This window comes from Bacillus sp. Pc3, from assembly GCF_000815145.1.
Classification (GTDB): Bacteria; Bacillota; Bacilli; order Bacillales; family Bacillaceae; genus Bacillus; species Bacillus velezensis.
Genome location: NZ_CP010406.1, coordinates 791,297 through 817,690 on the forward strand (window position 1 = coordinate 791,297; position 26,394 = coordinate 817,690).

The following is a 26,394-nucleotide window of genomic DNA, read 5'->3' on the forward strand; positions in this document are numbered from 1 at the left end:
ATAAAATAGTAGCAACACCCTTGTATCCACTCGCAAGCATAAAAAAGGAGGGCTTTTTTATGAATGGTGAAATGCATTTGATTCCTTATGTCACGGATGAACAGATCATGGAGGTAAACGAGCTTCCAGAGGGTATTAAAGTGATTAAGGCGCCAGAGTTGTGGGCAAAAGGGTTTAAAGGCAAGGATATTAAAATCGCGGTGCTTGACACAGGCTGCGACATCAATCATCCTGATTTGAAAGACCGGATTGTCGGCGGGAAAAACTTCACCGATGATGACGAAGGCAAAGAAGACGCGATTTCCGATTATAACGGACACGGGACACACGTTTCCGGAACGATTGCCGCCAATGATTCAAACGGCGGAATTTCGGGTGTCGCGCCGGAAGCAAGCCTTTTAATCGTTAAAGTTCTCGGCGGTCAAAACGGCAGCGGCAAATACGAATGGATCATTAACGGCATCAACTACGCCGTTGAACAAAAGGCCGATATCATTTCCATGTCACTCGGCGGGCCAAGCGATGTGCCTGAATTGAAAGAAGCCGTCACAAATGCGGTAAAAAGCGGTGTTCTGGTCGTTTGCGCGGCAGGAAACGAAGGCGACGGAGACGAGCGTACAGAGGAACTGTCGTATCCGGCCGCTTACAACGAAGTGATCGCAGTCGGATCAGTCTCAATCGCCCGTAAATCGTCTGAATTTTCAAACGCCAACAAAGAGATTGACCTGGTGGCTCCGGGAGAAAATATTCTCTCCACCCTTCCCAACCATAAATACGGGAAACTGACGGGCACTTCAATGGCCGCCCCGCATGTGAGCGGAGCGCTTGCCTTAATAAAAGGGCTTGAACAGGACGCGTTTCAGCGGACGCTTTCTGAGACTGAAGTCTACGCCCAGCTCGTGCGGCGGACCCTTCCTTTGGACATCGCCAAAACATTGGCCGGGAACGGATTCCTGTATTTAGACGCGCCTGAAGTGCTGATGGAAAGAGCCGAACAGGCACAGCTGCTGTCTTTCTGATATTTTTCTCATATAATGATTGATCAGCTTGTCACATCACTAATTTTTAAAATGTGAGATTTTCTATTGACAGTGATCTGAATAAGCTGATAAGATAACCAACAAATGATGTAACTTTTCAAAAAAATTGAAATATTTTCTCTTATCGAGAGTTGGGCGAGGGATTGGCCTTTTGACCCCAACAGCAACCGACCGTAATTCCATTGTGAAATGGGGCGCGTGATTTTTGCGCCGAGACGAATGTCTCATAAGGCACGGTGCTAATTCCATCAGACGTGATCTGAGAGATAAGAGAGGCTTGCATTTTGAAGTTAAAGCCTCTTTCTCTCATGAGAAAGAGGCTTTTTTGTTACATCTCACTTAAAGGAGGAAACTTAATGACAACAATCAAAACTTCGAACCTCGGTTTTCCGAGAATCGGCTTGAACAGAGAATGGAAAAAAGCGCTTGAGGCTTATTGGAAAGGTAAAACTGATAAAGAAACGTTTCTTAAAGAGCTTGACGGTTTATTCTTATCAGCTGTCAAAACACAGCTTGACCAACATGTCGATATCGTGCCGGTCTCTGATTTCACCCATTATGACCATGTGCTTGATACCGCCGTCAGCTTTAACTGGATTCCGGAAAGATTCCGCAGCATCACGGATCCCGTTGATACATACTTTGCGATTGCCCGCGGTGTAAAAGACGCCGTTTCCAGTGAAATGACGAAATGGTTTAATACCAACTACCATTACATCGTCCCTGAATATGACGAAAGCATTGAATTCCGTCTGACGAGAAACAAACAGCTTGACGACTACCGCCGGATCAAAGAAGAATTCGGAGCGGAAACAAAACCTGTCATCGTCGGTCCGTACACATTCGTCACACTTGCGAAAGGATACGAAGAATCAGAAGCGAAAGCGATTCAAAAACGCCTTGTTCCTCTTTATGTGCAGCTGCTGAAAGAACTTGAAGCTGAAGGCGTAAAATGGGTTCAGATCGATGAGCCGGCCCTTGTGACAGCTTCTTCTGAAGACGTCCGTGCCGCAAAAGAACTCTATGAAGCGATCACAAAAGAGCTTTCAGGACTGAATGTCCTCCTGCAGACATACTTCGATTCGGTTGATGCATATGAAGAACTCGTTTCTTATCCCGTACAGGGAATCGGGCTTGACTTCGTGCATGATAAAGGCAGAAACCTTGATCAGCTGAAAAAGCACGGCTTCCCGAAAGATAAAGTGCTGGCAGCCGGTGTGATCGACGGCCGCAACATTTGGAAAATCGATGTTGAAGAACGCCTGGACGCGGCTCTGGATATCCTCAGCCACGCTGATGTTGAGGAGTTATGGATTCAGCCTTCAAGCAGCCTTCTGCACGTGCCGGTGGCGAAACACCCTGACGAGCATCTTGAAAAGGATTTGCTGAACGGCCTGTCATACGCTAAAGAAAAACTGGCTGAACTCGGCGTCTTAAAAGAAGGGCTTCTGTCCGGCAAAGCGGCCGTCAGTGAGCAGATCGAAGAATCAAAAGCGGCACTTAAGGCTTTAAAAGCATTCGCAACAGGAGCGAACTCAGCTCAAAAAGAAGAGCTGAATCAGCTGACGGAAAAAGATTTCTCCCGTCCGGCAAGCTTTGAAGAACGATTGGCGCTGCAGAATGAATCACTCGGTCTTCCCCTTCTGCCGACGACGACAATCGGAAGCTTCCCTCAATCTGCAGAGGTGCGGAGCGCACGGCAAAAATGGCGGAAAAAAGATTGGACGGATGAACAGTACCAAGCCTTTATTAATGCGGAAACGAAGCGCTGGGTTGACATTCAGGAAGAAATCGGCTTAGACGTGCTCGTTCACGGAGAATTCGAGCGGACGGACATGGTCGAATACTTCGGTGAAAAACTGGCCGGATTCGCCTTTACGAAATATGCATGGGTGCAGTCTTACGGTTCACGCTGCGTACGTCCGCCTGTCATTTTCGGAGATGTCGAATTTATCGAACCGATGACGGTAAAAGATACGGTCTACGCCCAATCGCTGACGGAAAAACACATGAAAGGCATGCTGACGGGACCTGTCACCATCTTAAACTGGTCATTCCCGCGTGTGGATATTTCAAGAAAAGAAATCGCCTTCCAGATCGGGCTTGCCCTCAGAAAAGAAGTAAAAGCGCTTGAAGATGCCGGTATTCAGATTATCCAGGTAGATGAACCCGCGCTCCGCGAAGGACTGCCGTTAAAAACGCAGGATTGGGATGAATATTTAACTTGGGCCGCAGAAGCATTCCGGTTAACGACGTCTTCTGTGCAAAATGAGACGCAGATTCATACGCATATGTGTTACAGCAACTTTGAAGATATCGTAGATACGATCAATGATCTTGACGCGGATGTCATTACAATCGAACACAGCAGAAGCCACGGAGGATTTTTAGAATACTTGAAAGAACATCCTTACGTGAAAGGCCTCGGACTCGGTGTTTACGACATTCACAGCCCGCGTGTGCCGGCAACTGAAGAAATCTATCAAATTATTGATGACGCGCTTGAAGTGTGTCCGACTGACCGCTTCTGGGTAAACCCGGACTGCGGACTGAAAACAAGACAGCAGGAAGAAACCGTTGCGGCATTAAAAAATATGGTCGACGCCGCGAAACAGGCACGAAAAAAACAAGCCCAGCTTGTATAAAAAAAGAACAGCCATCCGCAAATCGCGGGTGGCTGTTTTTTCTGGGCGTGCTATTTATTCTTCAGCGCCTTCGCAAGTTCACTTAGTGAATCATGCTGCTTAATTTGATAGCCCCGCCCTTCTTTTTGCAAATACCCTTTTTGGCAGAATTGCGTCAGCACATGCAAGAGATGACGGTAAGATACACCCAAATAATCACAGACCGTTACGTGCTTCTCTTTATAAACCCCTTCATAAGCCGTCTGCAAAATAAAATCAGCCAGCCGGTATTCAAGCGGGAACGCCAGACTTTGTGAATATTTCGAAGCCATAAGCGTTGCCTTAGCACTTAGAAACTTAGCCAACTCACGCAGGAATTTCGCATCCTGCAGCAATTGCGCGCGGCAGCGGTAAATAGGCAGAGCAAAACAAACAGTCTTCGCTGAGGCTTGAATTCCTTTTGTGTAATACACTTCATGTAATAGTTCCATCTCTCCGATGTAATCATTTTTGTTGATAAAATTAATTAAAGAAACTTTCCCGTTTTGGTGGGTTACATATATTTTCGCTTTTCCTTCAATCACGTAAAACAGGAAGTCAGGCCTCCTGCCCTCTTGAATAATCCATTCGTCCCGCTCATATTCGCGCACTTCCATAAACTCTTCAGCGGGGAAAGAGAATAAATGCGCGATTGAATGTTTTTTTAACTGATGCCGCTTTTTCTCGCCTTTATAAATTTCCATCGTCCACCCCAAAAATATGAGATATCTCATATTGTCTTTATGTCTTTACATGATAACATGCCAATTAAAGGAGGAACGGGAATGAAAGCATATCGCTGGATGAGTCTGCATTTTTTTAGTTTTTTTATGACATGGGGTGTTTTTCTGCCCTATTGGACGGGATGGATGGTGCATATAAAAGGGGTTTCCGTATCCGAAGCCAGTTTCATTATGAGCTTGGGCTTGGCGGCAAGAGGGATTTCCACATTATTTTTCTTCCCTTATTTATCAGGAAAATTCAGCAGCAAAGCCTTATTAAACGGCGCCAGAATCGGGACGCTTCTCGCACTTTTATGTTATATTCCCGCTGATTCTTTTCAAAGCCTGCTTCTTGTCACATTAGTGCTGCATGTGTTTTATCCTGCTTTAATGCCTGCTTTAGACAGCGCTTGCGGCGTCCTTGTACAGCATAACGAATTAAAGGCCTATGGGACAAGCCGACAGTGGGGGTCCGCGGGTTTTGTTTCAGCCGGCGTCATCCTGTCCGTCTTTACAGGTATATTCGGAGATCAAGCGATTTTATGGGCACTGCTTTTGGGCACCCTGATATTCGCATGCCTCAGCTTTATGCATGCGCCAGCTGTTCTTTCAAAACGGCCGGAAACAGACCGCGCAAGAAAAGAGGGCATGTTTGCCTTATTCCGCATCAAATATTTCGGTCTGGTGCTCGCAATCGTTATCTTACTGCAGGCGGCACATGCATCTTACTACAATTACGGTTATCTCTTTTTGCAGGAAATCGATGCCCCCGCATATGCCATCGGAATCATCATCAACATCGCCGTTATCGCGGAGATTATCTTCTTTGCAATCGCTGACCGATACTTTCATCAATTTACGGCAGGCTCTTTGCTCGCCTTGGCGGCGCTTGGTGCTACCGTACGCTGGATACTCGTATTTGCCTTTCCGCATGTCATCATTTTCTGTATTGCGCAGACGCTGCATGCCTGTTCATTCGCGATGGGACACTATGCATTTATGAAATACTTAATTAAAAATATTTCACCCGCGCAAATCCCGAAAGCCCAAGGCATATATTCAGCGCTTGCTCTCAGCTGGAGCACTGCGGTATTTACTATTTTCGGAGGTTTTTTATATGAAATTGAACCCCGGTATGCCTTTATCGGAATGATTGTTTGTACGATCCCATCCATGCTTCTCGCCCTTTTATACAGAAAACTTGAAATGAAAAAGAGAGTTTTTGCAGGAAACGCACAAGATATATAGCCATCGCTTTATAGACGATCACATGTCCCGCTGTCATTTTGACCGATTTGCGAATGCTGTGCGATGTATTTTCTCTATATTTAAAGTATTTCCTTCATATATGATGAAATCAAAAACAGCGGTATAACCCGCTCAATTGGTTTATAAAGGGAATCCATTCAGAAACTTGGACAGAATCCGTGAATATACTGATACAGTACTGCTTACGCTCATTTCGGGGAACTTTGTTCGTAATAAAATGATTTTCAGCCAACTCATAAGGAGGGACATTGTGTCACAGCCTAATTTGCCCAATATTACCCCTGTCGTTACACTTTCCAGAGACGATACCATTAACCTTGTTCTTTCGTCAATTGCTATGGAAGAGCTGGGAATGGCACATATTCTGAATGCGGAAGGTGAAAAAATCCAATACGCGCTCGGAGCGATTCCCGGATTAACAGGGCCCCCGTCAAGTCTTGCGGATATTCTTAACCTGAATGAGAGCGTCCGGGATACGCTTGACAGCTTAATGAAACAGGAGCTTCTTCTCGGTTCAAAATTGGACAGTATCTCAAATATCCCTACACTGGCGGGACCGACTGGTGCTACGGGGCCGACGGGACCTACGGGAGCAATCGGACCGGCCGGAGCGACGGGGCCAACCGGATCGATCGGACCTACGGGGGTCACCGGTGCGGGTCTTCAAGGGATTGTTGCTTTTAATCCGCTGATTGCCCCCACTTACACAACCGGACAGGTTGTCTTGTATAACGGAAGCTCTTACGTCGCAAACGTAAACAGCCCGGCGGGAACCCCTGGAGCCTCAGCTGACTATACTCTTTTAGCTGCGGCGGGAATCACCGGCGCTACTGGCGGCACGGGACCAACCGGAAGCACCGGAACAAGTCTGACAGCAACTTCCGGCTATGCGAGCAATACGGGCGGCGGTGTTGTCGCAGTTATTGTCGGCGGCACGACCATTTCCTTACCGAATGAACAAAACCTTTCGGCAGATATTACGGCTAATGCCGCAAATACCATATTTACCGTTGCTCCGGCGGGACGGTACTATATTTCCTACCATATTAATTTAACGGCCGGCTTGCTTGTAAGTTCGCGTATTTTAATCAACGGCACTCCTCCTGCAAGTTCGATTATCGCCCCGGTCGCGTCTTTGGCAAACTTTAATAACTCCTTTATTGTGACTTTGCCAGCAGGCAGCACCATCCAGCTTCAGCTGTTCGGATTATTGGGTGCGGCCACATTGCTAGGAGGAAGCGTCGGTGCAGCTTTAAACATTATTCGATTATCTTAATGGAACATGCAAAAAAGGATCAGGCGTTTGTCCGCTGATCCTTTTTTAATTGAGACAGAAGTTCTTTCGCGGGTTTAAATTGAGGATTGAACTTCACGGATTTTTTGGCGTAAGCGATGGCCGTCATATCATGGTTTAATGCAGCATGGCATTTCGCCATATAATAAAAGGCTCTGAAATCGGCGGCACCTTTTAAAATGAAGTGATCAGCGTTTTCTCCTTCAACCTGCGTTCCGTTATCAAATGCTTTGATTGCCGCTCTGTACTTTTCCAAATGATATAATACAAGGCCTTTATAATAATGAAGATTGCTGTAATCAGGATATAGCTTGAGCACTTTTTCAATCCCTTGTTCGGCTTCTTCATACCGTTTGAGCTCAAGCAATATTGTATATTTCAAATAATACAGGAGAGACGGAGGCATTCGTTTTTCGCTTAAAAATTGAAAAATTGAGCCGTTGACAAGATGTAATGCTTTTTCATAGTCTTTGATTCTGTAGCATTCACTTGCCAAATGATAGACAAGCCACGGATCAGGATTTTCCTCTGAAAGCTCTTCATTTAAAATGCTGATATTCCGTTTATGTTTTTGCTTGATCTTTTCTTCCTGCTCCAAGTAGCCGTAGTGATGAATCACACATGGGAGCGTGAAAAAAGCATTGTTTTCTTCCTCATTGGAAGCCGAGATATTCTCGTGAATTCTGCCTTGATACAGAAGGCCTTTATGATTGCGGAACAGTCTCGGCTGCATGCTTTCAAACGCTTCGTTTTCATCGAGCTGCTTCCCCGTATAATTGATGATTTTCAAAAGGCCCCGGCTCGGTAATCCTTCATGAAGCAGCGAAGTTAAAAAACGGCCCGTCTCCTGATCGAGCTCTTCATCCGCGTCAAGCACTAAAATCCAATCTCCTTCGGCATGCTGCAGGGCGTAATTTCTGGCCTTTGCGAAATCATTCTCCCATTCGAAATCAAACACTCTTGCCTGAAAGCTTTTGCAGATATCTTTCGTATTATCTTGTGATCCGGTGTCTGCGATGACGATCTCATCAGCGATGTCTTGTACACTTGATAAACAACGGGAGATGTATCTCTCCTCGTTTTTCACAATCATGCAAAGAGTCAGTTTACATTCAGCATTTCCGCTCATTTTCTCACCTTTCCCGATGTTGGAGTTGTTGATTGAACCAAGGCCGTTCAGGAGTGCCGTTCATCGTGATGATGACAGGCCGCACCCATCTGACGGCAGGTTCGGCAGTTTCCGTATTCCATTCCTGAAGCTGCCTGACAGCCCGCTTCGTAATCGGATGCGCCCGGAATTCGCGCGGGCTGTCAGAAATGAATTTTTTCGTTCGTTCCGTAACTGTCTTCATTTCAAGAAAGTGCCGCTCATACATCTGCTTCTGCTCTTCTTCCAAGCTGATCATTAAAAACAGACGGCCGCCTGTTTCCATCTGCCAGCGGCACAAAGCGGAGAACAGCCTGATTTCTTCTTTGTAATTTGAACCCCTTCTTTTATCCACGGTCACAGATAATATATGTAACAGCGCAATCGTGAGACAATGCATGGCTTCAAAAGATGCCTGTTTCGCTTTTGAGATGCTTGAATACGGCATATGCTTCACCCGTCTCTTTTTTTATGAACGCTCCCCGCCTTTTTTCTTCCAACCGCAGTCCTCACAATCCCCGCACTCACAGCAGCCAATGCGCCCGTAAAACAGGCCGTCACACGGATCTTCCGGATCACTGGGATCGTCTGGATTCCACGGGTCATCAGGATCGCCCGGATCACTCGGATTACTTGGGTCGTCCGGATTCCACGGGTCATCAGGATCGTCTGGATCACTCGGATTACTTGGGTCGTCCGGATTCCACGGGTCATCAGGATCGCCCGGATCACTCGGATTGCTCGGGTCGTCCGGATCCATACAGACTTCAGAATCCTGTAAGAAGATAATGTCCTCAAGCTTCGTCTGCAAAAGGAGTTGTGATTTCATGACGGTGCGCAGGAGCCGTTCAGTGCTTCTATTGATTGATGACAATTCCTCCAAGGAGGGATCGCCGGAAGCGCCGAGAAACATTTGAATCCTTTCCGCTTCCGCCTGCAGAATATGGGATAGTCCGATTTCTTCCATAGCCACGGATGAAAGAAGGAGGTTCAGGGTCTCACATCTGGAGAGTGTAATGTCGGGGGTGATGTTCGGTATGTTTGGAAGAGACATCGATTTCTCCCTCTTTTCTCTTGGTGTCATTATGCAAAAGTGCTATATCGTATTCATATTCCGGGAGAGAAGAGATCATTACTGATGTTTTCGTTAATAAAATATCCCGGATATAAAATCCGGGATATTCGTTCGTTGAATTATTTTAATTCAAGTTTGACGTCTACATTTCCTCTTGTTGCTTTTGAATACGGACAGAACTCGTGAGCGGCGTGCACTAGCTTCTCCGCCGTTTCTTTGTCAAGATCTTTTGTATCAATGACGAGCGTTACGCCGATTTTGTAACCTCCGTCACTCTCATCTTTTAAAAGGCTGACCTGTCCTTCAATTTCAGAGGTCATGTCGATTTTTTGTTTTTGGGCGGCGAGCTCAAGCGCTCCCCCGAAGCAGGCAGCATATCCTGCCGCAAAGAGCTGTTCAGGGTTTGTGCCGGTTTCTCCGTCTTTTTTTGCATTCGGCATGATGATGTCAAAATCCAGCACCCCGTCTTCGGATTTAATATGTCCTGCTCGTCCGCCGACTGCGGTCGCTTTTGCAGTAAATAATGCCATTATTATCAGCCTCCTCATTGTACTTACTGTATATATTGCCCCTGCTCATATTTTTAAACATGATTGGAATAGGAAATGGGCCGTTTTTCGGCTACAATAGGGGTAACGTTAACAAACAAAGAGTTGGTGAAAGAAGTAATGGCAGAAAAAGATTTTGAACATATGAAACTGGAGAATCAGCTTTGTTTTTTGCTGTACGCAAGCTCAAGGGAAATGACGAAACGGTACAAACCGCTGCTTGATAAGCTCAACGTAACTTATCCCCAGTATTTGGCGCTGCTTTTATTATGGGAGCACGAAGAACTGAATGTGAAACGGATGGGTGAGCTTTTGTACCTGGATTCCGGAACGCTGACACCGATGCTGAAACGGATGGAGCAGCACGGAATCATCATGAGAAAGCGGTCGGCTGAAGACGAGCGATCCGTGACGATCAGGCTCACAGATGAAGGACGGGCCTTGCAGAAAACAGCGGCGGATATCCCCATTGCCATGCTGGAACAGACGGGACGGTCAAAAGAGGAATTAAAGCAGTTAAAGCAGTCGCTTTATGAGGTTTTGAATACGCTGCACGGCAAAAAATAAGGATGCCCCGAATGGGCATCCTTATTTTTATTCTGCTGCCAGAAGCTTCACTTCAATATTTCCCGCTGTCGCTTTTGAATACGGACAGACACCGTGCGCTTTTTGGATAAGGGCTTCAAGCTCCTGTTTATCAATGCCGGATGCTTTGACCTCAAGCGTAACGCCTAGTTTATATCCTTGGTCTGCTTCATCTTTCAGCAGACTGACATGCGCAGTGACCTCTGTTTCAATACTCAGACGCTCTTTTCTCGCTACGAGCTGAAGAGCGCTGTCAAAGCAGGCTGAATATCCTGCGGCAAACAGCTGTTCAGGGTTTGTAGCATGTTCGAGCTTTTTTGCTCTTGGCGTTCCCGGCATGGCAACATCAAGATTCAGCACTCCGTCAGAAGACGTAACTTTCCCTTCACGTCCGCCGGCAGCTGATACGGTTGCAGTAAATAATGGATTTGTCATGTGAATTCACCTCTGTTATATTGTGTACAATTTAATTTTATACAATATAATAGAAACCGTCAATCTTTCCGCATAAAAAAAGCCTACCCTTTTTGAAGGATAAGCTTAAAAGATTATACGCGGATTTGTCCGTTTCCTTTGATGATGATTTTTGTAGATGTTAACGCCGGAAGCCCCATCGGCCCTCTCGCGTGAAGCTTTTGCGTGCTGATGCCGATTTCGGCTCCGTATCCGAATTCAAAACCGTCCGTAAACCGGGTTGAAGCATTATGATACACGGCGGCGGCGTCAACGGCGGTCTGGAAGTAAGCCGCATGCTCGGCGTTCTCCGTCAGAATGGCTTCTGAATGGTTTGTGCCGTACTGCTGAATGTGGCGGACCGCCTCCTGTACGTCCTGCACCGTTTTCACACTGAGAATCGGCGCCAGGTACTCCGCTCTCCAATCGGCTTCTTCTGCTTGTTTCGCTTGAGGCTCCAGTCCGCAAATCACCTGGTCTCCTCGGAGCTCCACCCCTTTTTCTGTCAGCTGATTCAGCAGCTTTCGTCCGTGTTCTTCGGCCCATTTTTCATGAATCAAAAGAGATTCAATCGCGTTGCAGACCGAAGGACGCTGTGTTTTGGCATTGATGACGACCTCGCTTGCCATTTGAGGATCTGCTGACTCATCTATGTACACGTGGCAATTGCCCGCTCCGGTTTCTAAAACGGGTACGGTTGATTCCCTGACCACAAGATCAATTAAATTTTTACCGCCGCGCGGGATCAATACATCCAGCCCGTCATTTAATGTAAAGAGCTGTTTGGCGGTTTCTTTGCTTGTATCTTCTATAAGCTGAACGGCATCAATCGGAAGCTTTGACAGCCCCAGAGCGCGTTTCATCACACTGACAAGCGCTATGTTGCTGTGGATGGCGGAAGAACTTCCTCTGAGCACAACCGCGTTTCCGGTTTTCAGGCAGAGTGTGGCCGCGTCTACGGTAACGTTCGGTCTGGCCTCATAGATCATGCCCACTACTCCAAGGGGCACGCGGATTTTTTCAATGGATAATCCATTCTCTTTTTGAATGGTCTCCAGCGATTCACCGACGGGATCTTCAAGACCGATCAGCAGTTCCACGGCGTCCGCGATATCGAGCAGGCGTTTTTCATCAAGAGTCAGCCTGTCAATAATGTCAGGTGTCAGTCCTCTGTTCCGTCCCGCTTCAATATCTTTCTGATTCTCTGTTAAAATCAGCCGGCGTTCATTTCTGAGTCCGTCTGCAATACATTGGAGCGCTTCGTTTTTTTCAGCCGTCGTTTTCATGACCATTTCGGCAGCCGCTTCTTTTGCCAAGGCTGCTTTTTGCAATACTTCACTCATTTGTGTTCCCCCTCGTCAAATAAATTCACCCAATCATCTCTGTGAATCACTTCCACCTGCTTCGTTCCTGAAAGCTGGTCGCTCCGCTTCCCTTTGGCTTCTAAAATTTCATCGGATGAGTACTGCGTCTGCCCTTTGCCGATCATGCCGCCGGGCCCTTTGACTTCCACTACGGCCCCTTTCGGAAAACTGCCGCAGACATCGGCGACACCGGCCGGGAGGAGACTTGACCCGTTATGGATCATCGCCTGCTCCGCTCCCCCATCAATGATGATTTCCCCTGATATCGGAGAATGAAACATGATCCATTGCCGTGTATTATTCACTGAGGACAGGTCTTTATCGCCGATATAAGTGCCGTCGCCTTTTCCGTCTAAAATCACCATCAGTTTTTCCCGTCCGGAGCCGGTTCCGATAAATACCTTCACCCCGAGCGACAATGCGGTCTGGGCGGCGAGAAGTTTTGACTTCATACCTCCGGTGCCGACCTTTGAGCCTGCTGATCCGGCATATCCGAGCAATTCTGGTGTGATGTCATTCAGATAGTCGAACCGCTTTGCGTCCGGGTTTTCATTCGGATTGGCATCGTACAGCCCGTTAATGTCTGTGAGAATCATTAATTGGTCTGCATGAATCAAACCGCTTACAAGCGCCGACAGCATGTCGTTATCACCGAACGTCAGCTCTTCGACTGATGTGGAATCATTCTCATTAATAATCGGCACGACTCCACGCTCCAACAGTTCCATTACAGTGGCATAGGCGTTTCTGTACCGCTCTCTTTTTGAGAAATCATTTCTTGTTAATAAAATTTGTGCCGGCGTCAGACCGTATCTTTTTAAATGGTCCATATATTGCTGCATTAAAAGCGTCTGGCCGACTGCGGCAGCTGCCTGCTTTCCTTTTATCGTAACGGGTCGCGACGGATAGCCGAGAGCGGAAAAACCCGCTGCCACCGCGCCTGAGGTAATGAGGATCACTTCATGCCCGTTTTCTTTTAATAAAGAAATGGCTTCCGTATGTTCCTTGATTTTTGCTTCATCAATACTTCCGTTACTGTTGGTGAGCGAGCTGCTCCCGATTTTCACAACAATTCTTTGTTTTTTCATCGTTTCTCCTCCGTGGCAATCAATCCAAACCGGCTCCCGTCAATAAAAAAAGCCCATTCCGTCCTGAAAAATAAGGACGAAATGGGCTTTCCGTGGTACCACCTTGTTTGAACGCGTTTTTCACGCGTCCCGCTTTCCTGTAACGCCAGGTTATCGCGCCTGAGTTTTCCCCTCAGGACTCCAAGGCAGGTTCGGCAGGTTTCATGCGGCAAAATGTTTCAGCGGGCCATTTTGCTCTCTGTCACAGAAAGTTCTGCGTACTGATCCTCTTCAACGCTCAATGATTTTTTTATATTATGCAAAGAAAACAGGTTCTTGTCAAGACATTTTCATCCATAAAAAACAGTCCGCCTCCCCGGCGGACCGCCATTAATTAAATACGATCGTTTTGTTTCCGTGAACGATGACGCGGTCTTCCAGATGCCATTTTACGGCTCTTGCCAACACGCTCCGCTCAATCGTTCTGCCGATATTCTTCAGATCCTCTGCGTGATCTCTGTGATCGACGCGTTCAATATCCTGTTCAATAATAGGCCCTTCGTCAAGATCGTCCGTCACATAGTGAGAGGTCGCGCCGATTAATTTCACTCCGCGCTCATAAGCCCGTTTATACGGATTAGCGCCGATAAAGGCCGGCAGAAATGAATGGTGGATGTTAATAATCCGATTCGGATGGGCAGATACAAAATCAGACGTCAAAATCTGCATGTAGCGGGCAAGAACGATCACATCAATCTTATACCGCTCCAGCAGCTCAAGCTGGCGCCGCTCCACTTCGGCGCGGATGTCTTTGTTAGCTTTCATGTAATGGAACGGAATATTCAGCGGTTCGACCACTTCTTTGGCCTCTTCGTGGTTGCTGATGACGACCGCAATTTCGGCCATCATATTGCCGCTTTGCCATTCCCAAATCAGTTCATGAAGGCAGTGCAGCTCCTTCGATACAAAGATCGCCACCCGCTTCAGCTCACTTGCCAGAGACAGGCTCCATGTCATGCCGAATGTCTGGGCGATTGAGGCGAACGCCTGCTGTAAGTCCTCTTTTTTCTCACGAATGCCCTTGCAGTCGAATTCGATCCTAAGAAAAAACCGTCCGCCTTCAGGGTCAGTCGTGTATTGATTTGATTCAATAATGTTTGCGCCATGTTCAAACAAAAACGCGGACACAGCCGATACAATTCCCGGCTGATCGGGGCAGCTGACAAGCAGGCGCCCTTTTTCCTCATTCCCGCGGCGGTATTCTTTCAGCCGCTGTGTCATATATGAATTCATCTGTTTTAATCCCTCGTATCTTCATAATTCGTAACTTATTATAGATTATACTGAAAATTTGATAAAAATCAATTTACGAAAGAATTTTCAGCCCTACGGCAGCGCATAAAATAAGCGCAATGAAAAAGATGCGCTTCGCATCCTTCTGCTCGCCGTAGAAAAGAATGCCGGCTAATGCGCCGCCCGCCGTGCCGATACCGGTCCAGATCGCATAGGCCGTGCCCATCGCGATCGTCTCCATCGCATAAGAAAGCAGGGAAAAAGAAGCCGCAAATCCGGCGATAATGAAAAGAATCCATTTGACTTTCTTTTCTTTTTGAAATTGATTCATTAAAATGACCCCGAGCATTTCACAAAGACCCGCGGCTATCAGGCTGATCCAATGCATTACGCCTTCTCCTCCTTCGTCTCAGGCTTATCCTGTGTGACCAGCTTTAATCCGATGACACCGATCAGCAAAACGCCGATCAGCACGATTTTCACCGGATCGGCTTGCTCTTTGAAAAGCAGGATTTCACTGAGCACGGTGCCCGCTGTCCCGAGTCCGGTAAAGACCGCATATACCGTTCCTACGGGCAGGCTGTCTGTCGCCTTGATTAATAGATAAAAACTGATGATGATTCCCGTAATCGTGCCGCTCCACGCCAGTGCCGAATCAGCATGTTTCAGGCCGGTGACCCATACCACTTCAAATACGGCCGCTATGACCACTAAACCCCATTTCATGTTCTTCACCCTTTCTGTATCCGGACAATACAAAAAAGCCCGGATAGTCGTCTCACATGAGATTGACTCTCCCGGGCTTTTTTCCCTCCGTGTGCATATGCGGGATATGTCCGCATATGTGTTTTCTCTCGGACCAGGCCATGTATGAACATGCGGAACCCTAGAAAACATGTCTGTTCGTATCATACTACATTTCGCCGAAACGTTCAACGTCAGATGTGATGTCAAAAACCGTCAGCTGCCTCTCCCATTTGGTAACGGTCTCACCGGGCACCATACCGATTTTTTCCGCGACACGGACGGAGGCAGCGTTTTCCGGATCAATCAGCGCCGCTATGCGTCCGTATTGCTGCGTATGAAAACCGTAGTCCAGACAGGCGTTCGCCGCCTCTGTCGCATAGCCGCAGCCCCAGCGGCGGCGGGCAAACATATAGCCGATTTCCATCAAAGTGTTTCCGTTTCCCGTCTGCGGAACGATTCCGCATTGACCGAGAAATGCGCCCGTCTCTTTATCCTCTGCGATCCAAAGACTGACGCCGTATCCTGCGGCCAATCGTTTGTTCCAGGCAATCCATTCCTTCGTTTCCCGTCTGCTTTTAAGAGAAGGATAATATTTCATGACCTCTCTGTCGGTAAACAGCCCGTACAAATTTTCTTCATCGTCATCCCGCATAGTCCGCAGACGGATACGCCCGGTTGTCAGGATGGTGCCGGAAGACTTATGTTTCATCATGCACGCCACGTCTCCTTTCCCTGTAATAGATTATGGATCCGGCAGGAAAAGTCCTTTCTCAGCATAAAAAAACCGCTTTTTAAAAAAGCGGTTTGACGATTACCAAGGTTTATTTGTTCCTAGCGCCTCGGCCAGGGCCTTGCTGTGTTTTAAGCGGTTTTTTCGTTCTCCGGCGCGCTGAACGGCCGTATTGTGAAGCATGATTTCTTCCTCGGTTTCCGGCACGATCCGCGGAACGGGTACCGATTTCCCGTTTGAATCAAGCGCGACAAAGGTCAGAAACGACGTTGCCGCAAGCTCGCGTTCGCCCGTCATCAGATGTTCTTTAATGACTTTGACAAACACCTCCATAGACGATGTGCCGACCCATGTGACGTAAGATTCAAGACATACGGAATCCTGTTGGCCGATGGGGCGCAAAAAATCTACAGAATCCATTGAGGCCGTGACTGTTTCACACCGGCAGTGGCGGGCCGCGGAAATTGAAGCGATATCATCAATGTAGCTCATCAGCTTTCCGCCAAACAGCGTATTGTGATTATTCGTATCAAGCGGAAAAACCCTGCTTGTTTTAACAACCCTTGTTTCTTTGCAAAATCTTGATTCTGGCAACTTCATATTATTTAAACTCCCCTTTGGTGTCTGGTCGTTTTGACTCATTCATCTGTACCCTATTAAACAATACTTTGACCGTTTTGTCTAAAATTTTAAATATTAAGTTGGTTAGATATTCTCTCATAAATGTTTCATTATTCATCACATCCGGGAATAATAAACGCACATTGAATACCGATAGGAGGATATCACATGGACGTATCCATTTCCAAATCCACGCGGAAACCGGCTTGCCGCAGTGAGTTTGATGCTTTGCAGACAGTCATCTTATGCCGGCCGGAACACATGGCCATCAAGGATATTATTAACGGAACGCAGAAACATTTCAAACAAGAAAATATTAACATATCCGTTGCCCTCAAACAGCATAGTGAGTTTATTGACATTTTAAGATCTCATCAGATTGAAGTCGTCCTGCTGCCTGCCGATCCCGCATTGCCTGAGCAGGTATTCACCCGGGATATCGGATTTGTCTTAGGGGAGACGGCGTTTATTTCAAACATGGCGGCTTCAGTCCGGCAGGGAGAAGAGAAAGTGTTTCAAAACCTGCTTGACAATAAGAAAATCCCTTATACGCGACTGAAAAAAGCGAATATTGAAGGCGGCGACATCTTGATCGCAGACGGCACCGTTTACGCCGGGCTGAGCAAGCGCACGGATAAAGCGGCTGTCCGGGAGCTGCGGGAGGCGCTGCCGGAGATGACGGTTGTGCCGATCCCTCTCAAGGAGGATTTCTTACATTTGGACTGTGTATTTAATATGATCTCGGAAACGGAGGCGCTATACTGCAAAAATGGCTTGCGGCAGAAAGAAATTGATCTTCTCGCCGAACGTTTTGAGATGATAGAAGTGCCTGAAGAAGAGCAATTCACGCTCGGACCGAATATCCTGTCACTCGGCAATCAGACAATTATCAGCCTGCCGCAGCACCGTCATACGAACCGCGAGCTCAGAAAAAGAGGTTATACAGTCATTGAAACCGAGTTTTCCGAAATTATTAAATCAGGCGGTTCCTTCCGCTGCTGCACCTTGCCGCTTGTCAGAACATCTTAAACATTTACAAGGCAGTTTCCTTCAAGATACGTTAATATAGAGAAGACAAGACTCTAAAGGGGGAAACCGAATGGCTAAGTACATAGGATACGCGGGAACATATACAAAAGGCGGAAGCGAAGGCATTTATTGTTTTGAACTTGATACAGAAGCGAAACGGCTCAGCCGTCCGAAGCTGGCAGCAAAGCTCGGCAACCCGACATACGTCACTCCGAATTCTGATAACAGCATGCTGTATTCCATTGAAAAGGCAGACGGAAAAGGCGGCGTCGCAGCCTATCAGATTCATCAGAACAGCGGGGAATTAACTTTTGTGAACCACCAGCTGATTGAAGGCCCGTCTCCATGCCACGTCAGCATTGATGATAAACATGAATATGTGTTAACCGCTAATTACCACAGCGGAAAAGTGCACGCCTTTCCCGTCAATGAAGACGGAAGTCTGCGGGAGCCGGCTGCCGAAGCCGCTCATACGGGAACAGGTCCTCATGAAAGACAAGAGAAACCGCATACCCATTTCGCAGGCTATACACCTGAGCATAACTACATTGCAGCCGTCGATTTAGGGACGGATACGCTTTATACTTACCAAATGAAAAACGGTTCGCTCACAGAGGTGAAAACTCACTCTTTCGCACCGGGTTCAGGGCCGCGCCACATCGTTTTCCATCCGGCGGAAAAATACGCCTATGTCATGACGGAAATCAGTAATGAAGTCATCGCGCTTGAATACAACCCGACCTTAGGTGAATTCAGAGAGCTGCAGGTCATTTCCGCTTTGCCTGAAGGCTTTACGGACAAATCGCAAGGCAGCGCGATCCGCATATCTAAAGACGGCAGATTTCTTTATGCCGCCAACCGCGGACATGACAGCATCGCCATCTTTAAGATCAACCAATATTCCGGCGAATTGTCTCTTATTGAATGGGTGCCGACAGAAGGCAACTGGCCGCGTGATTTCGCGTTTGACCCTTCCGAGACATTCCTTGTCGCGTCAAACGAAGAAACGGGAAATCTGGTTTTGTTTGAACGCGACCCGGAAACGGGCAAATTGACTCTGCTTCAATCTGACATTCCGGTTCCGTATCCGGTCTGCGTGTCATTTCTGCATCAGGTTTAATTAAAAAAGAAAGCTGACTTTATATTGTCAGCTTTCTTTTTTGTATAAATGGCAGGCGACAAAACGCCCCGCCTTCACTTCTTCAAGCTCAGGCGTTATCTTACCGCAGAGCTCCATCGCTTCAGGACACCGCGTCCTGAATACACAGCCGCTCGGCGGGTTAAGGGGGCTCGGCAGCTCCCCTTTCAGAATAATCCGTTCACGCTTGTCCTCAAGAAGCGGATCAGGAATCGGGATTGAGGATAAAAGCGCCTTCGTATAAGGGTGAAGCGGTTCCCGGTAAAGCGCAGCGCTTTCTGTAATTTCCATCATGCGGCCCAAATACATCACGCCGATCCGGTCGCTGATATGCTTGACCATTGATAAATCGTGAGCGATAAATAAAAATGTCAGCCCTTTCTCTTTCTGAAGCCTTTTTAAAAGGTTGACGACCTGAGCCTGTACCGACACATCCAGCGCGGAAATCGGCTCATCCGCCACGATAAATTCGGGATGCAGAGAGAGCGCTCTGGCAATCCCGATTCTCTGCCTCTGTCCGCCGCTGAATTCATGGGGATACCGGCTGCCGAAATCCGGATGGAGCCCGACAGCTTCAAGCAGTTCATCCGCCATCATCAGACGGGCTTTTCTTGTATTGTAAAGATTGTGGATTTCCATCGGCTCCATAATAATTTCCCTTACGGTCAGGCGCGGATTTAACGAGGCGTAAGGGTCTTGGAAAATCATCTGCAGCTTGCGGAAGAAGACCGACCGCTGTTCTGCCGCGGCACGGTGTATATCCGTCCCTTCATATGATACCGAACCGGCCGTCGGGTCATACAGACGGAGAATAACCCTTCCGAGCGTCGATTTACCGCATCCCGATTCTCCGACAAGTCCGAATGTTTCTCCTCTTTTAATGTGAAAGCTGACACCGTCGACTGCTTTTACGGCTTTCTTTCTTCCTGCGTCAAAATGCATTTTCAGCCCGCTGACTTCAAGGAGCGGAGATGCCGTCATTTTCTATTCCCCCTTTTCGCTTATACAGCGGCGTACGGTGCATAATTCTTTTTCATAGACGGTTCCTTCCAAAGACAGCACTTCGATTGTTTTTCCCGTTTTCGGGGAGTGCAGCATTCGGCCGTCTCCCAGCGCCAAACCGACATGGTGGATCGCGCCTTTTCCTTCTTCATAGGCGAAAAACAAAAGGTCAGCCGGCAGGATATCGTTTACCGCCGCGCCGCATCCGGCTTTTGCTTGGTCCTTTGCATCACGGGGAAGGGTATAGCCGTTTGCTTTAAATATCGAATACATAAACCCGGAACAGTCAAACCCGAAACCGCTCAGTCCTCCCCATAAATACGGAAGCCCGAGAAACATCATGCCCGTTTCGATGACATCGGCCGCCCGTCCTTCCGTATGCCGGCACTCGTCTGCGTCAGCTTCATTTACGAACCGTTCTCCGAGCGGCGTCACCACCCGGAAAAAGCCTTTCTCACGTCCTGCTGCCGGAAGACGCGTTAAGAAACTTACTTCCAAGTCCGGTTCGCCGTTTGTGTGATATAAAATAGCTGTCGGTTTGGTAATCCATACGGCAGGGGAAGATGTATGAAAGCCGTCTTTTGAAATCTGGCTTTTTTTCATCCACCCCGGATATCCGCGCACATCCTTGTTTGAAGGCTGGCCGGGAACGGCGACAAAAGCCCATTCCCCTTCCTCTTTGAGAATGATCACCTCTTCCCCGAAAAGCGCTTGCGTTTGGACAAGATTGTCTGTGCATAATTGCAGCCGCTCTTCATATCCCATAGACGCTAACCATTTTCTGATCTGCGGCGGGTTTTCAAGCATCGGCGCATCATACGAACGGGGAGATGACGGCAGCGTCCATACGTTGGCTGCCGCCGCTGTAACGGCTGCTCTCATCTTTTCGCCCCCTCTTGTATCGACACACCGGTAATGCCGAGACCCGGTTCGTCGGGAATCGTAATCTGACTGCCGCTGTATGTGATGCCGCCTTGAATCAAATCATCTTTCAGCATAAGCGGCGCATCAAAATCAAACTTCGTCACATTCCGTTTGCCCGCGGCAAAATGGGCCGCGGCGGTGATGCCGAGCTTGGTCTCAATCATGCTGCCGACCATGCATTCCACGCCGCACGTTTCCGCCATCGCATTGATTGTTTCCGCCTGCTTTATGCCGCCCGCTTTCATCAGCTTAATATTAATTAAATCGGCGCTTCTCGTCTGCAGCACGTGAAATGCCTGACGGGGGGTAAAGACGCTCTCATCCGCCATAATCGGCGTGTCTACGGCATCTGTGACCTGCTTCAGCCCGGCGATATCGTCTTTGTGAACAGGCTGCTCGACCAGCTCAATGCCGAGGCCTGCGTCTTCCATCTTTCGGATCGCAGTCACGGCTTCTTTCGGCATCCAGCCTTGATTCGCGTCCAATCTCAGTTTGACGTTTCCGCCGACACGTGATCTGATCGCCTGAATCCGCGCAACATCGTCCGATATGTCACCTATGCCGACTTTTACCTTTAAAATATGAAATCCTTTGTTCACATAACGGTCTGCATCCCCCGCCATCTCCTCAGGAGAATTGACGCTGACGGTAAAATCTGTTTCCAGTGTATTCCGATAGCCGCCGAGAAGCCGGTAAAGCGGCTGTCCGTGCATTTGCGCCCATCCGTCATATACAGCCATATCCACCGCGGCTTTTGCGCTTTGATTTCTTTCCAACAGCCGGCTGATATCAAACAAAACGGCTTCCGTGCCGGAAAGGCTCCGTCCCAAGAGAGCCGGCTTCAGCACATCGTGGACGGCGCTTTCAATACCGGCCGCGCTGTCGCCTGTAATGACAACCGTCGGCGGCGCCTCCCCCCAGCCGGTCAGACCGTTGTCAAAAGTGAGCTTCACAATGACCGATTCAGCATTGTAAACCGTGCGCAAAGCGGTCTTAAACGGCTTTTTCAGCGGCACGGACATCCGTCCCGTTTGAATATCTGTAATCCTCACGCCTGATCACTCCCTTCCGGAAACCCCCGATTCAATCGTTACCGCTTTGGCCGCCGTATCCATAACCGCGCGGGCTCCGATCGGAACGGCGAAGCTCGGTGAACAATGGCCGATTTTAAAGCCTTTGAGCGCGGGCTTCCCTGATTTGACAATGTAATCGTTCAGCACTTGCTCTAAAGTAAGCGACTTTTCTTTATGCTTCGGTTCGCATTGGTGAAAATCACAGACCAGGATTCCGGCTGCGTCTGACAGTTTTCCGGCCATCTTTAATTGATTCAGCATTCTGTCGATTTGATACGGCTCCTCATCAATATCCTCGATAAACAGCAATTTGTCTTTTGTATCAATTTCAAACGGCGTGCCGAGTGTGGACGTAATGAGCGACAAGTTGCCGCCCGCAAGCTCTCCCTCGGCCCTTCCGCCTGTCAGCACCTCTAAGGGAGAAATGTCCTCCGTATAGGTAAATTCCGTTTCTGTAAAAAGCTGATGATACGACGCTTTTGTCAGGGGATCAGCATTTTCAAGCCCGACATCTGTGCTCAGCATCGGACCGTGAAATGTGACGAGCCCCGTATTTTGATGAATGGCGGTATGTAAAAACGTGATATCACTGTATCCCCAGAAAATTTTCGGATTGCGGCGGATTAATCCGAAATCGATGTCGGCGGCAATACGGCCAGTGCCGAATCCTCCGCACGCGCATATCACCGCTTTGACATTCTGATCACTAAACATGTCATGGAGATCATCGAGACGCGCCCGGTCTTCTCCCGCCAAATAGCCGTGACGGGCCTTCAGCGCCCGGCCGAGTTTCACTTGAAGGCCAAGCTCATTCTCTAAAAACAGCAGCGCGGTTTGCAGCGTCCCGCTCTCAGGCGGGCTTGCGGGCGCAATCACACCGACCGTGTCGCCTTTTTGCAGTGCTTTCGGTTTATGGTTCATGACTTTTTCAATCTCCTTTCCGGATTGAAAAGTGAAACACGCCGCTCCTTTAACGGCAAAAGAACGGCGTATGTTTCCGCTGTAAGATCAGGACTTTTCCGCCCACTTCAGATCAATGTAACCGACGGGGTGCCGGACAATGCCCTTCACGCCGCTGTTCTGCAGATGCACCTGATTGTAAAAGTAAATCGGAATGATCGGAGCCTCGTTCATGAGCAGTTTTTCCGCTTTATGCATGAGCGCAAAACGTTTTTTGGCATCGGCTTCCTGTTTTGCCTGCTTGATGTAGCCGTCGTATGCCGCGCTGCCCCAGCCGGTGCGGTTCATGGAATTATCCGTCTGGAAAGCCTCTAGAAAACTGATCGGATCTGCGTAATCCGGTAAAAATGAGCTTTGAGAGAACTGGAACTTCAGTCCTTTCTGCTCTTCTAAAAAGACGTTCCATTCCATATTGGCGAGCTTAACGTCTATACCGAGCACACTTTTGAGCTTCTGCTGAATCGCTTCCGCTATTTTCTTATGCTCCGGTTTTGTGCTGTATGTCAATGTAACGGCGGGCAGCTTGTCATAATGCTCTTCTGCCATGCCTTTTTCCAGCAGTTTTTTGGCTTCTGATTCATCCGGATTTAATAAACTGCCGCCCGCTTCGCGGAAATCTTTCCCGTCAGGCTGAGTAAATCCCGGGGATACAAAGGCATGTGCCGACTTTTCACTGTTTTTGGTCACATAATCCGTGATTTCTTTCTGATCAATCGCTGCCGCGAACGCTTTTCTGATCTTTTCATTTTGAAACGGCTCCATTTTCACGTTAAAACGATAGAAATAGAGTCCGGCCTGATCCCACGTGCGGACATTTTTTCCTCCCATCAGCTGCTCGCTCAGCTCTGCCGGCACAAAGGCGGTATCCAAATCCCCCGACTGGAACATCTGATAATCGGTATTCCGGTCACTGACCATCGCCCATGTGACTTTATCCAGTTTCACCGTCTTTTTATCCCAATACGTCTCGTTTTTGACCATCGTCATGCTATCGTCATGCTTCCATTCCGTCAGTTTGAACGGCCCGTTGCCGACAAAGGTTTTTGCTTCAGTAAACCATTTCGGATCAGCCTTGGCGACCTTCTCATTAATCGGGAAATACGCCGGATTGGACACGACGCTCAGAAAATAATCCTGCGGTGCCGCCAATGTGACGACAAGCGTTTTTTTATCTTTTGCCGTGACTTTCACGTCTTCTTGTTTGCCTTTTCCGCTGTTAAATTCTTCCCCGCCTTTGATCATATAGCCGAGAAAAGCGGAAGATGCGCCCGTTTTCGGATCGAGCATCCGTTTCCAGGCGTACACGAAATCTTCCGCCGTAACGGGATCGCCATTTGTCCATTCGGCGTTATCCCGGATATTGAAGGTATATGTCAGCTTATCAGCGGACACCTTCCAGCTTTCCGCCATGGCCGGTTCGGGCTTATTATCTTTTCCGAGCCTCGTCAATCCTTCCATGATGTTATTCAGCGGCTGCCAGGAAACATTATTAAATCCGATCGGCGGATCAAGTGAGGTCGGCTCATTTTCGTTATTGAGCCGCAGCACCGTTTCACCCCCCTGTTCTTTTGCTTTGCCGGGTTCTGTCCCCGCCTGTTCATTGGCTGTACAGCCCATCAGAGCAAACGAAACAACAGCAATCACACCGATCGCCCATCTCTTTTTCATTTCAATCCCCCTTTTTCCTCTGCTGCCGTCAGCTGCTGCTTCAGCCGCTCTGCACGGTGATCCTGAAGCCAGCAGTTGACGATATGGCTTTTGGATTTCACGGTTGTTGCCGGGTATACCTTTTCACAGACGATCATCCTGTCCGGGCAGCGGGCGGCAAACGGGCAGCCCGGCGGCGGATCGAATAAATCAGGCGGCGTCCCGTCAATCGGCGACAGCTCACTATCCTCCATATCCAGCCGCGGCACTGAACGAAGCAGCCCCTTTGTGTATGGATGAGCCGGACGGTAAAAAATATCATGCCTCGTGCCGATTTCGGCGATTTTCCCCGCATACATGACGGCGACTCTGTCGGCGGTCTGAGCGACGACGCCGAGATCGTGCGTGATCAGAATAATAGACACGCCTGTTTTTCTTTGAATCTTCTTAAATAATTCAAGGATTTGTGCTTGAATCGTCACATCAAGAGCCGTTGTCGGTTCATCGGCGATCATAATTTCCGGCTCGCAGATCAGAGCCATCGCAATCACGATCCGCTGCCGCATGCCCCCGCTTAATTGGTGGGGGTACTGCTTCAGGCGGGATTTCGAGTCCGGGATACCGACCAGATCCAGCATGGCGAGAACTTCGGATTCAGCTTGTTTTCTTGTCATGGCGCGGTGTTCCAACAGCGCTTCTGAGAGCTGATCGCCTATGGTCAAAGTCGGATTGAGCGCCGTCATCGGGTCCTGAAAAATCATAGAAATATCGCGCCCCCGGATTCCCCGCATTTCCCGATCCGACATTTGGCAAAGGTTTTTCTGTTTAAATTGTATGCTTCCGGATTCAATCTTTGCCGAATGTTTCGGAAGAAGACCCATCACGGCTTGTGACGTCACGCTTTTTCCGCAGCCCGATTCACCGACGATCGCAAACGTTTCACCTTTATATAAATCGAAGCTGACGCCTCTGACGGCTTTTACAGTGCCTCCGTATGTTGAAAAAGTAACATGCAGATTTTGAACGGAAAGAACTTGCTGCGCCATTTTTCCTACCTCCTCAGTTTCGGGTCTAACGCGTCCTGCAAGCCGTCTCCAAGTACGTTAAACGCGTACATCGTCAAGGAAATGAAAAAAGCGGGGAAAAACAGCCGCCACCAATGGCCTGATAAAATCGCCGGCAGCCCGTCGTTTGCCATGACTCCCCAGCTTGCAAACGGCGCCTGAATGCCGAGTCCGAGAAAACTTAAAAATGATTCCGCAAAAATCGCCGCCGGCACCGTAAGCGTCATTTGGACAATAATGGCTCCCATCGTATTCGGCAGCAGATTTTTCTTAATGATCCGAAATGTTTTCGCTCCAAACGTTTTCGAAGCCAATACGTGTTCATCATGCTTCATCCTCAGCACCTGCCCTCTGACAATCCGCGCCATGCCGACCCATCCCGTCACGGTCAAAGCGACGATAATGGAACTGAGCCCCGGCCCCATCAGCACCATTAACAAAATGACAACGAGCAGATACGGCAATCCGTAGAGAACCTCGATGATTCTCATCATGGCGCTGTCTGTCCGGCCCCCTTTGTAACCGGCGACGCCTCCGTAGATGACGCCGATCAAAAAGTCGATCAGCGCCGCCATCACACCGACAAATAAAGAGATCCTCGCTCCGTACCACGTTCTTGTAAACACGTCCCGGCCAAGTTCATCGGTTCCGAACCAGTGTGAAAAAGACGGCGGAAGATTCTGCTCGGCGAGCGTCTGCCTTGTCACGCTGTGCGGTGATATCAGCGGACCGAACACAGCCGATAGAAACAGGCAGCATAATATCACAAGGCCGGCCATCGCCAATTTGTTCTTTTTAAGCCGCCGCCACGCATCCTGACTGTAAGACAGGCTCGGACGCTTGACCGACTCGGTTTCACCCTTTCTTTCCGCGCCCGGCTGAAACCAGTCATCAGGCACTTCTGTGTGTTTTACCGTTTCTTGCGGGAGATTCATCAGG

The 26,394-nt window shown here is 48.5% G+C and carries 27 protein-coding genes, 2 riboswitches and 1 other annotated feature; of the genes, 7 read left to right on the forward strand and 20 right to left on the reverse strand.

The annotated features are described in order from the left end of the window. Positions 1 to 59 precede the first annotated feature (59 nt). Entirely contained in the window at positions 60 to 1,019 is a 960-nt protein-coding gene (locus tag SB24_RS03180; RefSeq protein ID WP_031378790.1) for a S8 family peptidase, read from the forward strand. A gap of 139 nt (positions 1,020 to 1,158) precedes the next feature. After that, a riboswitch (SAM riboswitch) is annotated at positions 1,159 to 1,313 on the forward strand. A gap of 83 nt (positions 1,314 to 1,396) precedes the next feature. Then, positions 1,397 to 3,685, forward strand: a complete 2,289-nt coding sequence (gene metE, locus SB24_RS03185; RefSeq protein ID WP_015417322.1) for a 5-methyltetrahydropteroyltriglutamate--homocysteine S-methyltransferase — start codon at positions 1,397 to 1,399, stop codon at positions 3,683 to 3,685. Between the two features lie 50 nt (positions 3,686 to 3,735). Here metE and yeiL read toward each other — a convergent pair whose 3' ends face one another. Continuing rightward, positions 3,736 to 4,407, reverse strand: a complete 672-nt coding sequence (gene yeiL / locus SB24_RS03190) for a transcriptional regulator YeiL (RefSeq protein ID WP_039251696.1) — start codon at positions 4,405 to 4,407, stop codon at positions 3,736 to 3,738. 81 nt (positions 4,408 to 4,488) lie between these two features. Here yeiL and SB24_RS03195 point away from each other — a divergent pair, with 81 nt between their 5' ends. Together SB24_RS03195 and SB24_RS03200 are read left to right on the forward strand one after the other, a co-directional pair. Further along, positions 4,489 to 5,673, forward strand: coding sequence for an MFS transporter (locus tag SB24_RS03195; protein WP_039251699.1), 1,185 nt, complete (start codon positions 4,489 to 4,491; stop codon positions 5,671 to 5,673). A 271-nt stretch (positions 5,674 to 5,944) separates the two neighbouring features. Continuing rightward, positions 5,945 to 6,970: a BclA C-terminal domain-containing protein gene (locus SB24_RS03200; protein ID WP_039251701.1), complete on the forward strand. Its 1,026-nt coding sequence runs from the start codon at positions 5,945 to 5,947 to the stop codon at positions 6,968 to 6,970. A gap of 19 nt (positions 6,971 to 6,989) precedes the next feature. Here SB24_RS03200 and SB24_RS03205 read toward each other — a convergent pair whose 3' ends face one another. The 4 genes from SB24_RS03205 to SB24_RS03220 all read right to left on the reverse strand — a co-directional run bounded on the left by SB24_RS03205 (position 6,990) and on the right by SB24_RS03220 (position 9,740). Beyond that, positions 6,990 to 8,117: a glycosyltransferase gene (locus SB24_RS03205; protein ID WP_039251705.1), complete on the reverse strand. Its 1,128-nt coding sequence runs from the start codon at positions 8,115 to 8,117 to the stop codon at positions 6,990 to 6,992. Between the two features lie 4 nt (positions 8,118 to 8,121). After that, a complete protein-coding gene (locus tag SB24_RS03210; RefSeq protein WP_039251708.1) occupies positions 8,122 to 8,583 on the reverse strand; it encodes a hypothetical protein in 462 nt (153 codons plus the stop codon). Positions 8,584 to 8,604: 21 nt separating this feature from the next. Then, on the reverse strand, positions 8,605 to 9,189 hold the full coding sequence (locus SB24_RS20310) for an alpha-helical endospore appendage domain-containing protein (protein WP_039251710.1): 585 nt from the start codon (positions 9,187 to 9,189) through the stop codon (positions 8,605 to 8,607). Between the two features lie 140 nt (positions 9,190 to 9,329). Then, on the reverse strand, positions 9,330 to 9,740 hold the full coding sequence (locus SB24_RS03220; RefSeq protein WP_015417315.1) for an organic hydroperoxide resistance protein OhrB: 411 nt from the start codon (positions 9,738 to 9,740) through the stop codon (positions 9,330 to 9,332). Between the two features lie 75 nt (positions 9,741 to 9,815). On the opposite strand from SB24_RS03220, the gene SB24_RS03225 reads away from it, so the two are divergent. Next, positions 9,816 to 10,325 carry a MarR family winged helix-turn-helix transcriptional regulator gene (locus SB24_RS03225; protein WP_015417314.1) on the forward strand — a complete coding sequence of 170 codons (510 nt, stop codon included), beginning with the start codon at positions 9,816 to 9,818 and terminating at the stop codon, positions 10,323 to 10,325. A 27-nt stretch (positions 10,326 to 10,352) separates the two neighbouring features. Here SB24_RS03225 and SB24_RS03230 read toward each other — a convergent pair whose 3' ends face one another. The 8 genes from SB24_RS03230 to SB24_RS03265 all read right to left on the reverse strand — a co-directional run bounded on the left by SB24_RS03230 (position 10,353) and on the right by SB24_RS03265 (position 16,597). Further along, the gene (locus SB24_RS03230; protein ID WP_039251715.1) at positions 10,353 to 10,778 is read right to left on the reverse strand and encodes an organic hydroperoxide resistance protein; all 426 of its coding nucleotides are present in this window, start codon (positions 10,776 to 10,778) and stop codon (positions 10,353 to 10,355) included. A gap of 113 nt (positions 10,779 to 10,891) precedes the next feature. Beyond that, positions 10,892 to 12,139, reverse strand: a complete 1,248-nt coding sequence (gene proA / locus SB24_RS03235; RefSeq protein ID WP_039251718.1) for a glutamate-5-semialdehyde dehydrogenase — start codon at positions 12,137 to 12,139, stop codon at positions 10,892 to 10,894. Then, positions 12,136 to 13,248 (reverse strand): glutamate 5-kinase, encoded by a 1,113-nt coding sequence (proB, locus tag SB24_RS03240; protein ID WP_015417312.1) that lies wholly within the window; start codon positions 13,246 to 13,248, stop codon positions 12,136 to 12,138. Before proB ends, proA begins: the two co-directional genes overlap by 4 nt. A 69-nt stretch (positions 13,249 to 13,317) precedes the next feature. Next, positions 13,318 to 13,531 (reverse strand) — a binding site (T-box leader). An 86-nt stretch (positions 13,532 to 13,617) separates the two neighbouring features. Next, positions 13,618 to 14,520 carry a formyltetrahydrofolate deformylase gene (gene purU, locus SB24_RS03245; protein ID WP_007407234.1) on the reverse strand — a complete coding sequence of 301 codons (903 nt, stop codon included), beginning with the start codon at positions 14,518 to 14,520 and terminating at the stop codon, positions 13,618 to 13,620. Positions 14,521 to 14,593: 73 nt separating this feature from the next. Further along, on the reverse strand, positions 14,594 to 14,908 hold the full coding sequence (locus SB24_RS03250) for a DMT family transporter (protein WP_007407235.1): 315 nt from the start codon (positions 14,906 to 14,908) through the stop codon (positions 14,594 to 14,596). Beyond that, positions 14,908 to 15,246: a DMT family transporter gene (locus SB24_RS03255; RefSeq protein ID WP_007407236.1), complete on the reverse strand. Its 339-nt coding sequence runs from the start codon at positions 15,244 to 15,246 to the stop codon at positions 14,908 to 14,910. Before SB24_RS03255 ends, SB24_RS03250 begins: the two co-directional genes overlap by 1 nt. Positions 15,247 to 15,312: 66 nt before the next feature. Continuing rightward, positions 15,313 to 15,421: riboswitch (guanidine-I (ykkC/yxkD leader) on the reverse strand. A 12-nt stretch (positions 15,422 to 15,433) separates the two neighbouring features. Beyond that, positions 15,434 to 15,979, reverse strand: a complete 546-nt coding sequence (locus tag SB24_RS03260) for a GNAT family N-acetyltransferase (RefSeq protein WP_039251722.1) — start codon at positions 15,977 to 15,979, stop codon at positions 15,434 to 15,436. Positions 15,980 to 16,078: 99 nt separating this feature from the next. Next, entirely contained in the window at positions 16,079 to 16,597 is a 519-nt protein-coding gene (locus SB24_RS03265) for an acyl-CoA thioesterase (RefSeq protein WP_007407238.1), read from the reverse strand. A 189-nt stretch (positions 16,598 to 16,786) separates the two neighbouring features. Here SB24_RS03265 and SB24_RS03270 point away from each other — a divergent pair, with 189 nt between their 5' ends. Together SB24_RS03270 and SB24_RS03275 are read left to right on the forward strand one after the other, a co-directional pair. Continuing rightward, positions 16,787 to 17,647, forward strand: coding sequence for a dimethylarginine dimethylaminohydrolase family protein (locus tag SB24_RS03270; RefSeq protein WP_039251726.1), 861 nt, complete (start codon positions 16,787 to 16,789; stop codon positions 17,645 to 17,647). Positions 17,648 to 17,717: 70 nt separating this feature from the next. Beyond that, complete coding sequence (locus SB24_RS03275; RefSeq protein ID WP_025284622.1) at positions 17,718 to 18,767, forward strand: lactonase family protein; 1,050 nt, start codon at positions 17,718 to 17,720, stop codon at positions 18,765 to 18,767. A gap of 27 nt (positions 18,768 to 18,794) precedes the next feature. Here the strand turns inward: SB24_RS03275 and SB24_RS03280 are convergent, their stop codons facing one another. From SB24_RS03280 to SB24_RS03310, 7 genes are all read right to left on the reverse strand, one after another. Continuing rightward, the gene (locus SB24_RS03280) at positions 18,795 to 19,766 is read right to left on the reverse strand and encodes an ABC transporter ATP-binding protein (protein WP_007610864.1); all 972 of its coding nucleotides are present in this window, start codon (positions 19,764 to 19,766) and stop codon (positions 18,795 to 18,797) included. A gap of 3 nt (positions 19,767 to 19,769) precedes the next feature. Continuing rightward, the gene (locus SB24_RS03285; protein WP_039251729.1) at positions 19,770 to 20,669 is read right to left on the reverse strand and encodes a C40 family peptidase; all 900 of its coding nucleotides are present in this window, start codon (positions 20,667 to 20,669) and stop codon (positions 19,770 to 19,772) included. Continuing rightward, a complete protein-coding gene (locus SB24_RS03290; RefSeq protein ID WP_197985285.1) occupies positions 20,666 to 21,733 on the reverse strand; it encodes a dipeptide epimerase in 1,068 nt (355 codons plus the stop codon). The genes SB24_RS03285 and SB24_RS03290 overlap by 4 nt, the downstream gene beginning before the upstream one ends. 36 nt (positions 21,734 to 21,769) lie before the next feature. Further along, the gene (locus tag SB24_RS03295; RefSeq protein ID WP_039251736.1) at positions 21,770 to 22,705 is read right to left on the reverse strand and encodes a S66 peptidase family protein; all 936 of its coding nucleotides are present in this window, start codon (positions 22,703 to 22,705) and stop codon (positions 21,770 to 21,772) included. An 87-nt stretch (positions 22,706 to 22,792) separates the two neighbouring features. Next, positions 22,793 to 24,412 carry a peptide ABC transporter substrate-binding protein gene (locus tag SB24_RS03300; protein ID WP_039251738.1) on the reverse strand — a complete coding sequence of 540 codons (1,620 nt, stop codon included), beginning with the start codon at positions 24,410 to 24,412 and terminating at the stop codon, positions 22,793 to 22,795. Further along, positions 24,409 to 25,437: an ABC transporter ATP-binding protein gene (locus tag SB24_RS03305; protein WP_033575301.1), complete on the reverse strand. Its 1,029-nt coding sequence runs from the start codon at positions 25,435 to 25,437 to the stop codon at positions 24,409 to 24,411. The genes SB24_RS03300 and SB24_RS03305 overlap by 4 nt, the downstream gene beginning before the upstream one ends. Positions 25,438 to 25,442: 5 nt before the next feature. After that, positions 25,443 to 26,390 carry an ABC transporter permease gene (locus SB24_RS03310; protein ID WP_003154782.1) on the reverse strand — a complete coding sequence of 316 codons (948 nt, stop codon included), beginning with the start codon at positions 26,388 to 26,390 and terminating at the stop codon, positions 25,443 to 25,445. Between the last annotated feature and the right edge of the window lie 4 nt (positions 26,391 to 26,394).

What these genes read in the sequence shown, in the direction of transcription:
- SB24_RS03180 (WP_031378790.1), top strand. Translation starts at nt 60, where the DNA reads ATGAATGGTGAAATGCATTTGATTCCTTATGTCACGGATGAACAGATC.
- metE (WP_015417322.1), top strand. Translation starts at nt 1,397, where the DNA reads ATGACAACAATCAAAACTTCGAACCTCGGTTTTCCGAGAATCGGCTTG.
- yeiL (WP_039251696.1), bottom strand. Translation starts at nt 4,407, where the DNA reads ATGGAAATTTATAAAGGCGAGAAAAAGCGGCATCAGTTAAAAAAACAT.
- SB24_RS03195 (WP_039251699.1), top strand. Translation starts at nt 4,489, where the DNA reads ATGAAAGCATATCGCTGGATGAGTCTGCATTTTTTTAGTTTTTTTATG.
- SB24_RS03205 (WP_039251705.1), bottom strand. Translation starts at nt 8,117, where the DNA reads ATGAGCGGAAATGCTGAATGTAAACTGACTCTTTGCATGATTGTGAAA.
- SB24_RS03210 (WP_039251708.1), bottom strand. Translation starts at nt 8,583, where the DNA reads ATGCCGTATTCAAGCATCTCAAAAGCGAAACAGGCATCTTTTGAAGCC.
- SB24_RS20310 (WP_039251710.1), bottom strand. Translation starts at nt 9,189, where the DNA reads ATGTCTCTTCCAAACATACCGAACATCACCCCCGACATTACACTCTCC.
- SB24_RS03220 (WP_015417315.1), bottom strand. Translation starts at nt 9,740, where the DNA reads ATGGCATTATTTACTGCAAAAGCGACCGCAGTCGGCGGACGAGCAGGA.
- SB24_RS03225 (WP_015417314.1), top strand. Translation starts at nt 9,816, where the DNA reads ATGGGCCGTTTTTCGGCTACAATAGGGGTAACGTTAACAAACAAAGAG.
- SB24_RS03230 (WP_039251715.1), bottom strand. Translation starts at nt 10,778, where the DNA reads ATGACAAATCCATTATTTACTGCAACCGTATCAGCTGCCGGCGGACGT.
- proA (WP_039251718.1), bottom strand. Translation starts at nt 12,139, where the DNA reads ATGAGTGAAGTATTGCAAAAAGCAGCCTTGGCAAAAGAAGCGGCTGCC.
- proB (WP_015417312.1), bottom strand. Translation starts at nt 13,248, where the DNA reads ATGAAAAAACAAAGAATTGTTGTGAAAATCGGGAGCAGCTCGCTCACC.
- purU (WP_007407234.1), bottom strand. Translation starts at nt 14,520, where the DNA reads ATGAATTCATATATGACACAGCGGCTGAAAGAATACCGCCGCGGGAAT.
- SB24_RS03250 (WP_007407235.1), bottom strand. Translation starts at nt 14,908, where the DNA reads ATGCATTGGATCAGCCTGATAGCCGCGGGTCTTTGTGAAATGCTCGGG.
- SB24_RS03255 (WP_007407236.1), bottom strand. Translation starts at nt 15,246, where the DNA reads ATGAAATGGGGTTTAGTGGTCATAGCGGCCGTATTTGAAGTGGTATGG.
- SB24_RS03260 (WP_039251722.1), bottom strand. Translation starts at nt 15,979, where the DNA reads ATGATGAAACATAAGTCTTCCGGCACCATCCTGACAACCGGGCGTATC.
- SB24_RS03265 (WP_007407238.1), bottom strand. Translation starts at nt 16,597, where the DNA reads ATGAAGTTGCCAGAATCAAGATTTTGCAAAGAAACAAGGGTTGTTAAA.
- SB24_RS03270 (WP_039251726.1), top strand. Translation starts at nt 16,787, where the DNA reads ATGGACGTATCCATTTCCAAATCCACGCGGAAACCGGCTTGCCGCAGT.
- SB24_RS03275 (WP_025284622.1), top strand. Translation starts at nt 17,718, where the DNA reads ATGGCTAAGTACATAGGATACGCGGGAACATATACAAAAGGCGGAAGC.
- SB24_RS03280 (WP_007610864.1), bottom strand. Translation starts at nt 19,766, where the DNA reads ATGACGGCATCTCCGCTCCTTGAAGTCAGCGGGCTGAAAATGCATTTT.
- SB24_RS03285 (WP_039251729.1), bottom strand. Translation starts at nt 20,669, where the DNA reads ATGAGAGCAGCCGTTACAGCGGCGGCAGCCAACGTATGGACGCTGCCG.
- SB24_RS03290 (WP_197985285.1), bottom strand. Translation starts at nt 21,733, where the DNA reads ATGTCCGTGCCGCTGAAAAAGCCGTTTAAGACCGCTTTGCGCACGGTT.
- SB24_RS03295 (WP_039251736.1), bottom strand. Translation starts at nt 22,705, where the DNA reads ATGAACCATAAACCGAAAGCACTGCAAAAAGGCGACACGGTCGGTGTG.
- SB24_RS03300 (WP_039251738.1), bottom strand. Translation starts at nt 24,412, where the DNA reads ATGAAAAAGAGATGGGCGATCGGTGTGATTGCTGTTGTTTCGTTTGCT.
- SB24_RS03305 (WP_033575301.1), bottom strand. Translation starts at nt 25,437, where the DNA reads ATGGCGCAGCAAGTTCTTTCCGTTCAAAATCTGCATGTTACTTTTTCA.
- SB24_RS03310 (WP_003154782.1), bottom strand. Translation starts at nt 26,390, where the DNA reads ATGAATCTCCCGCAAGAAACGGTAAAACACACAGAAGTGCCTGATGAC.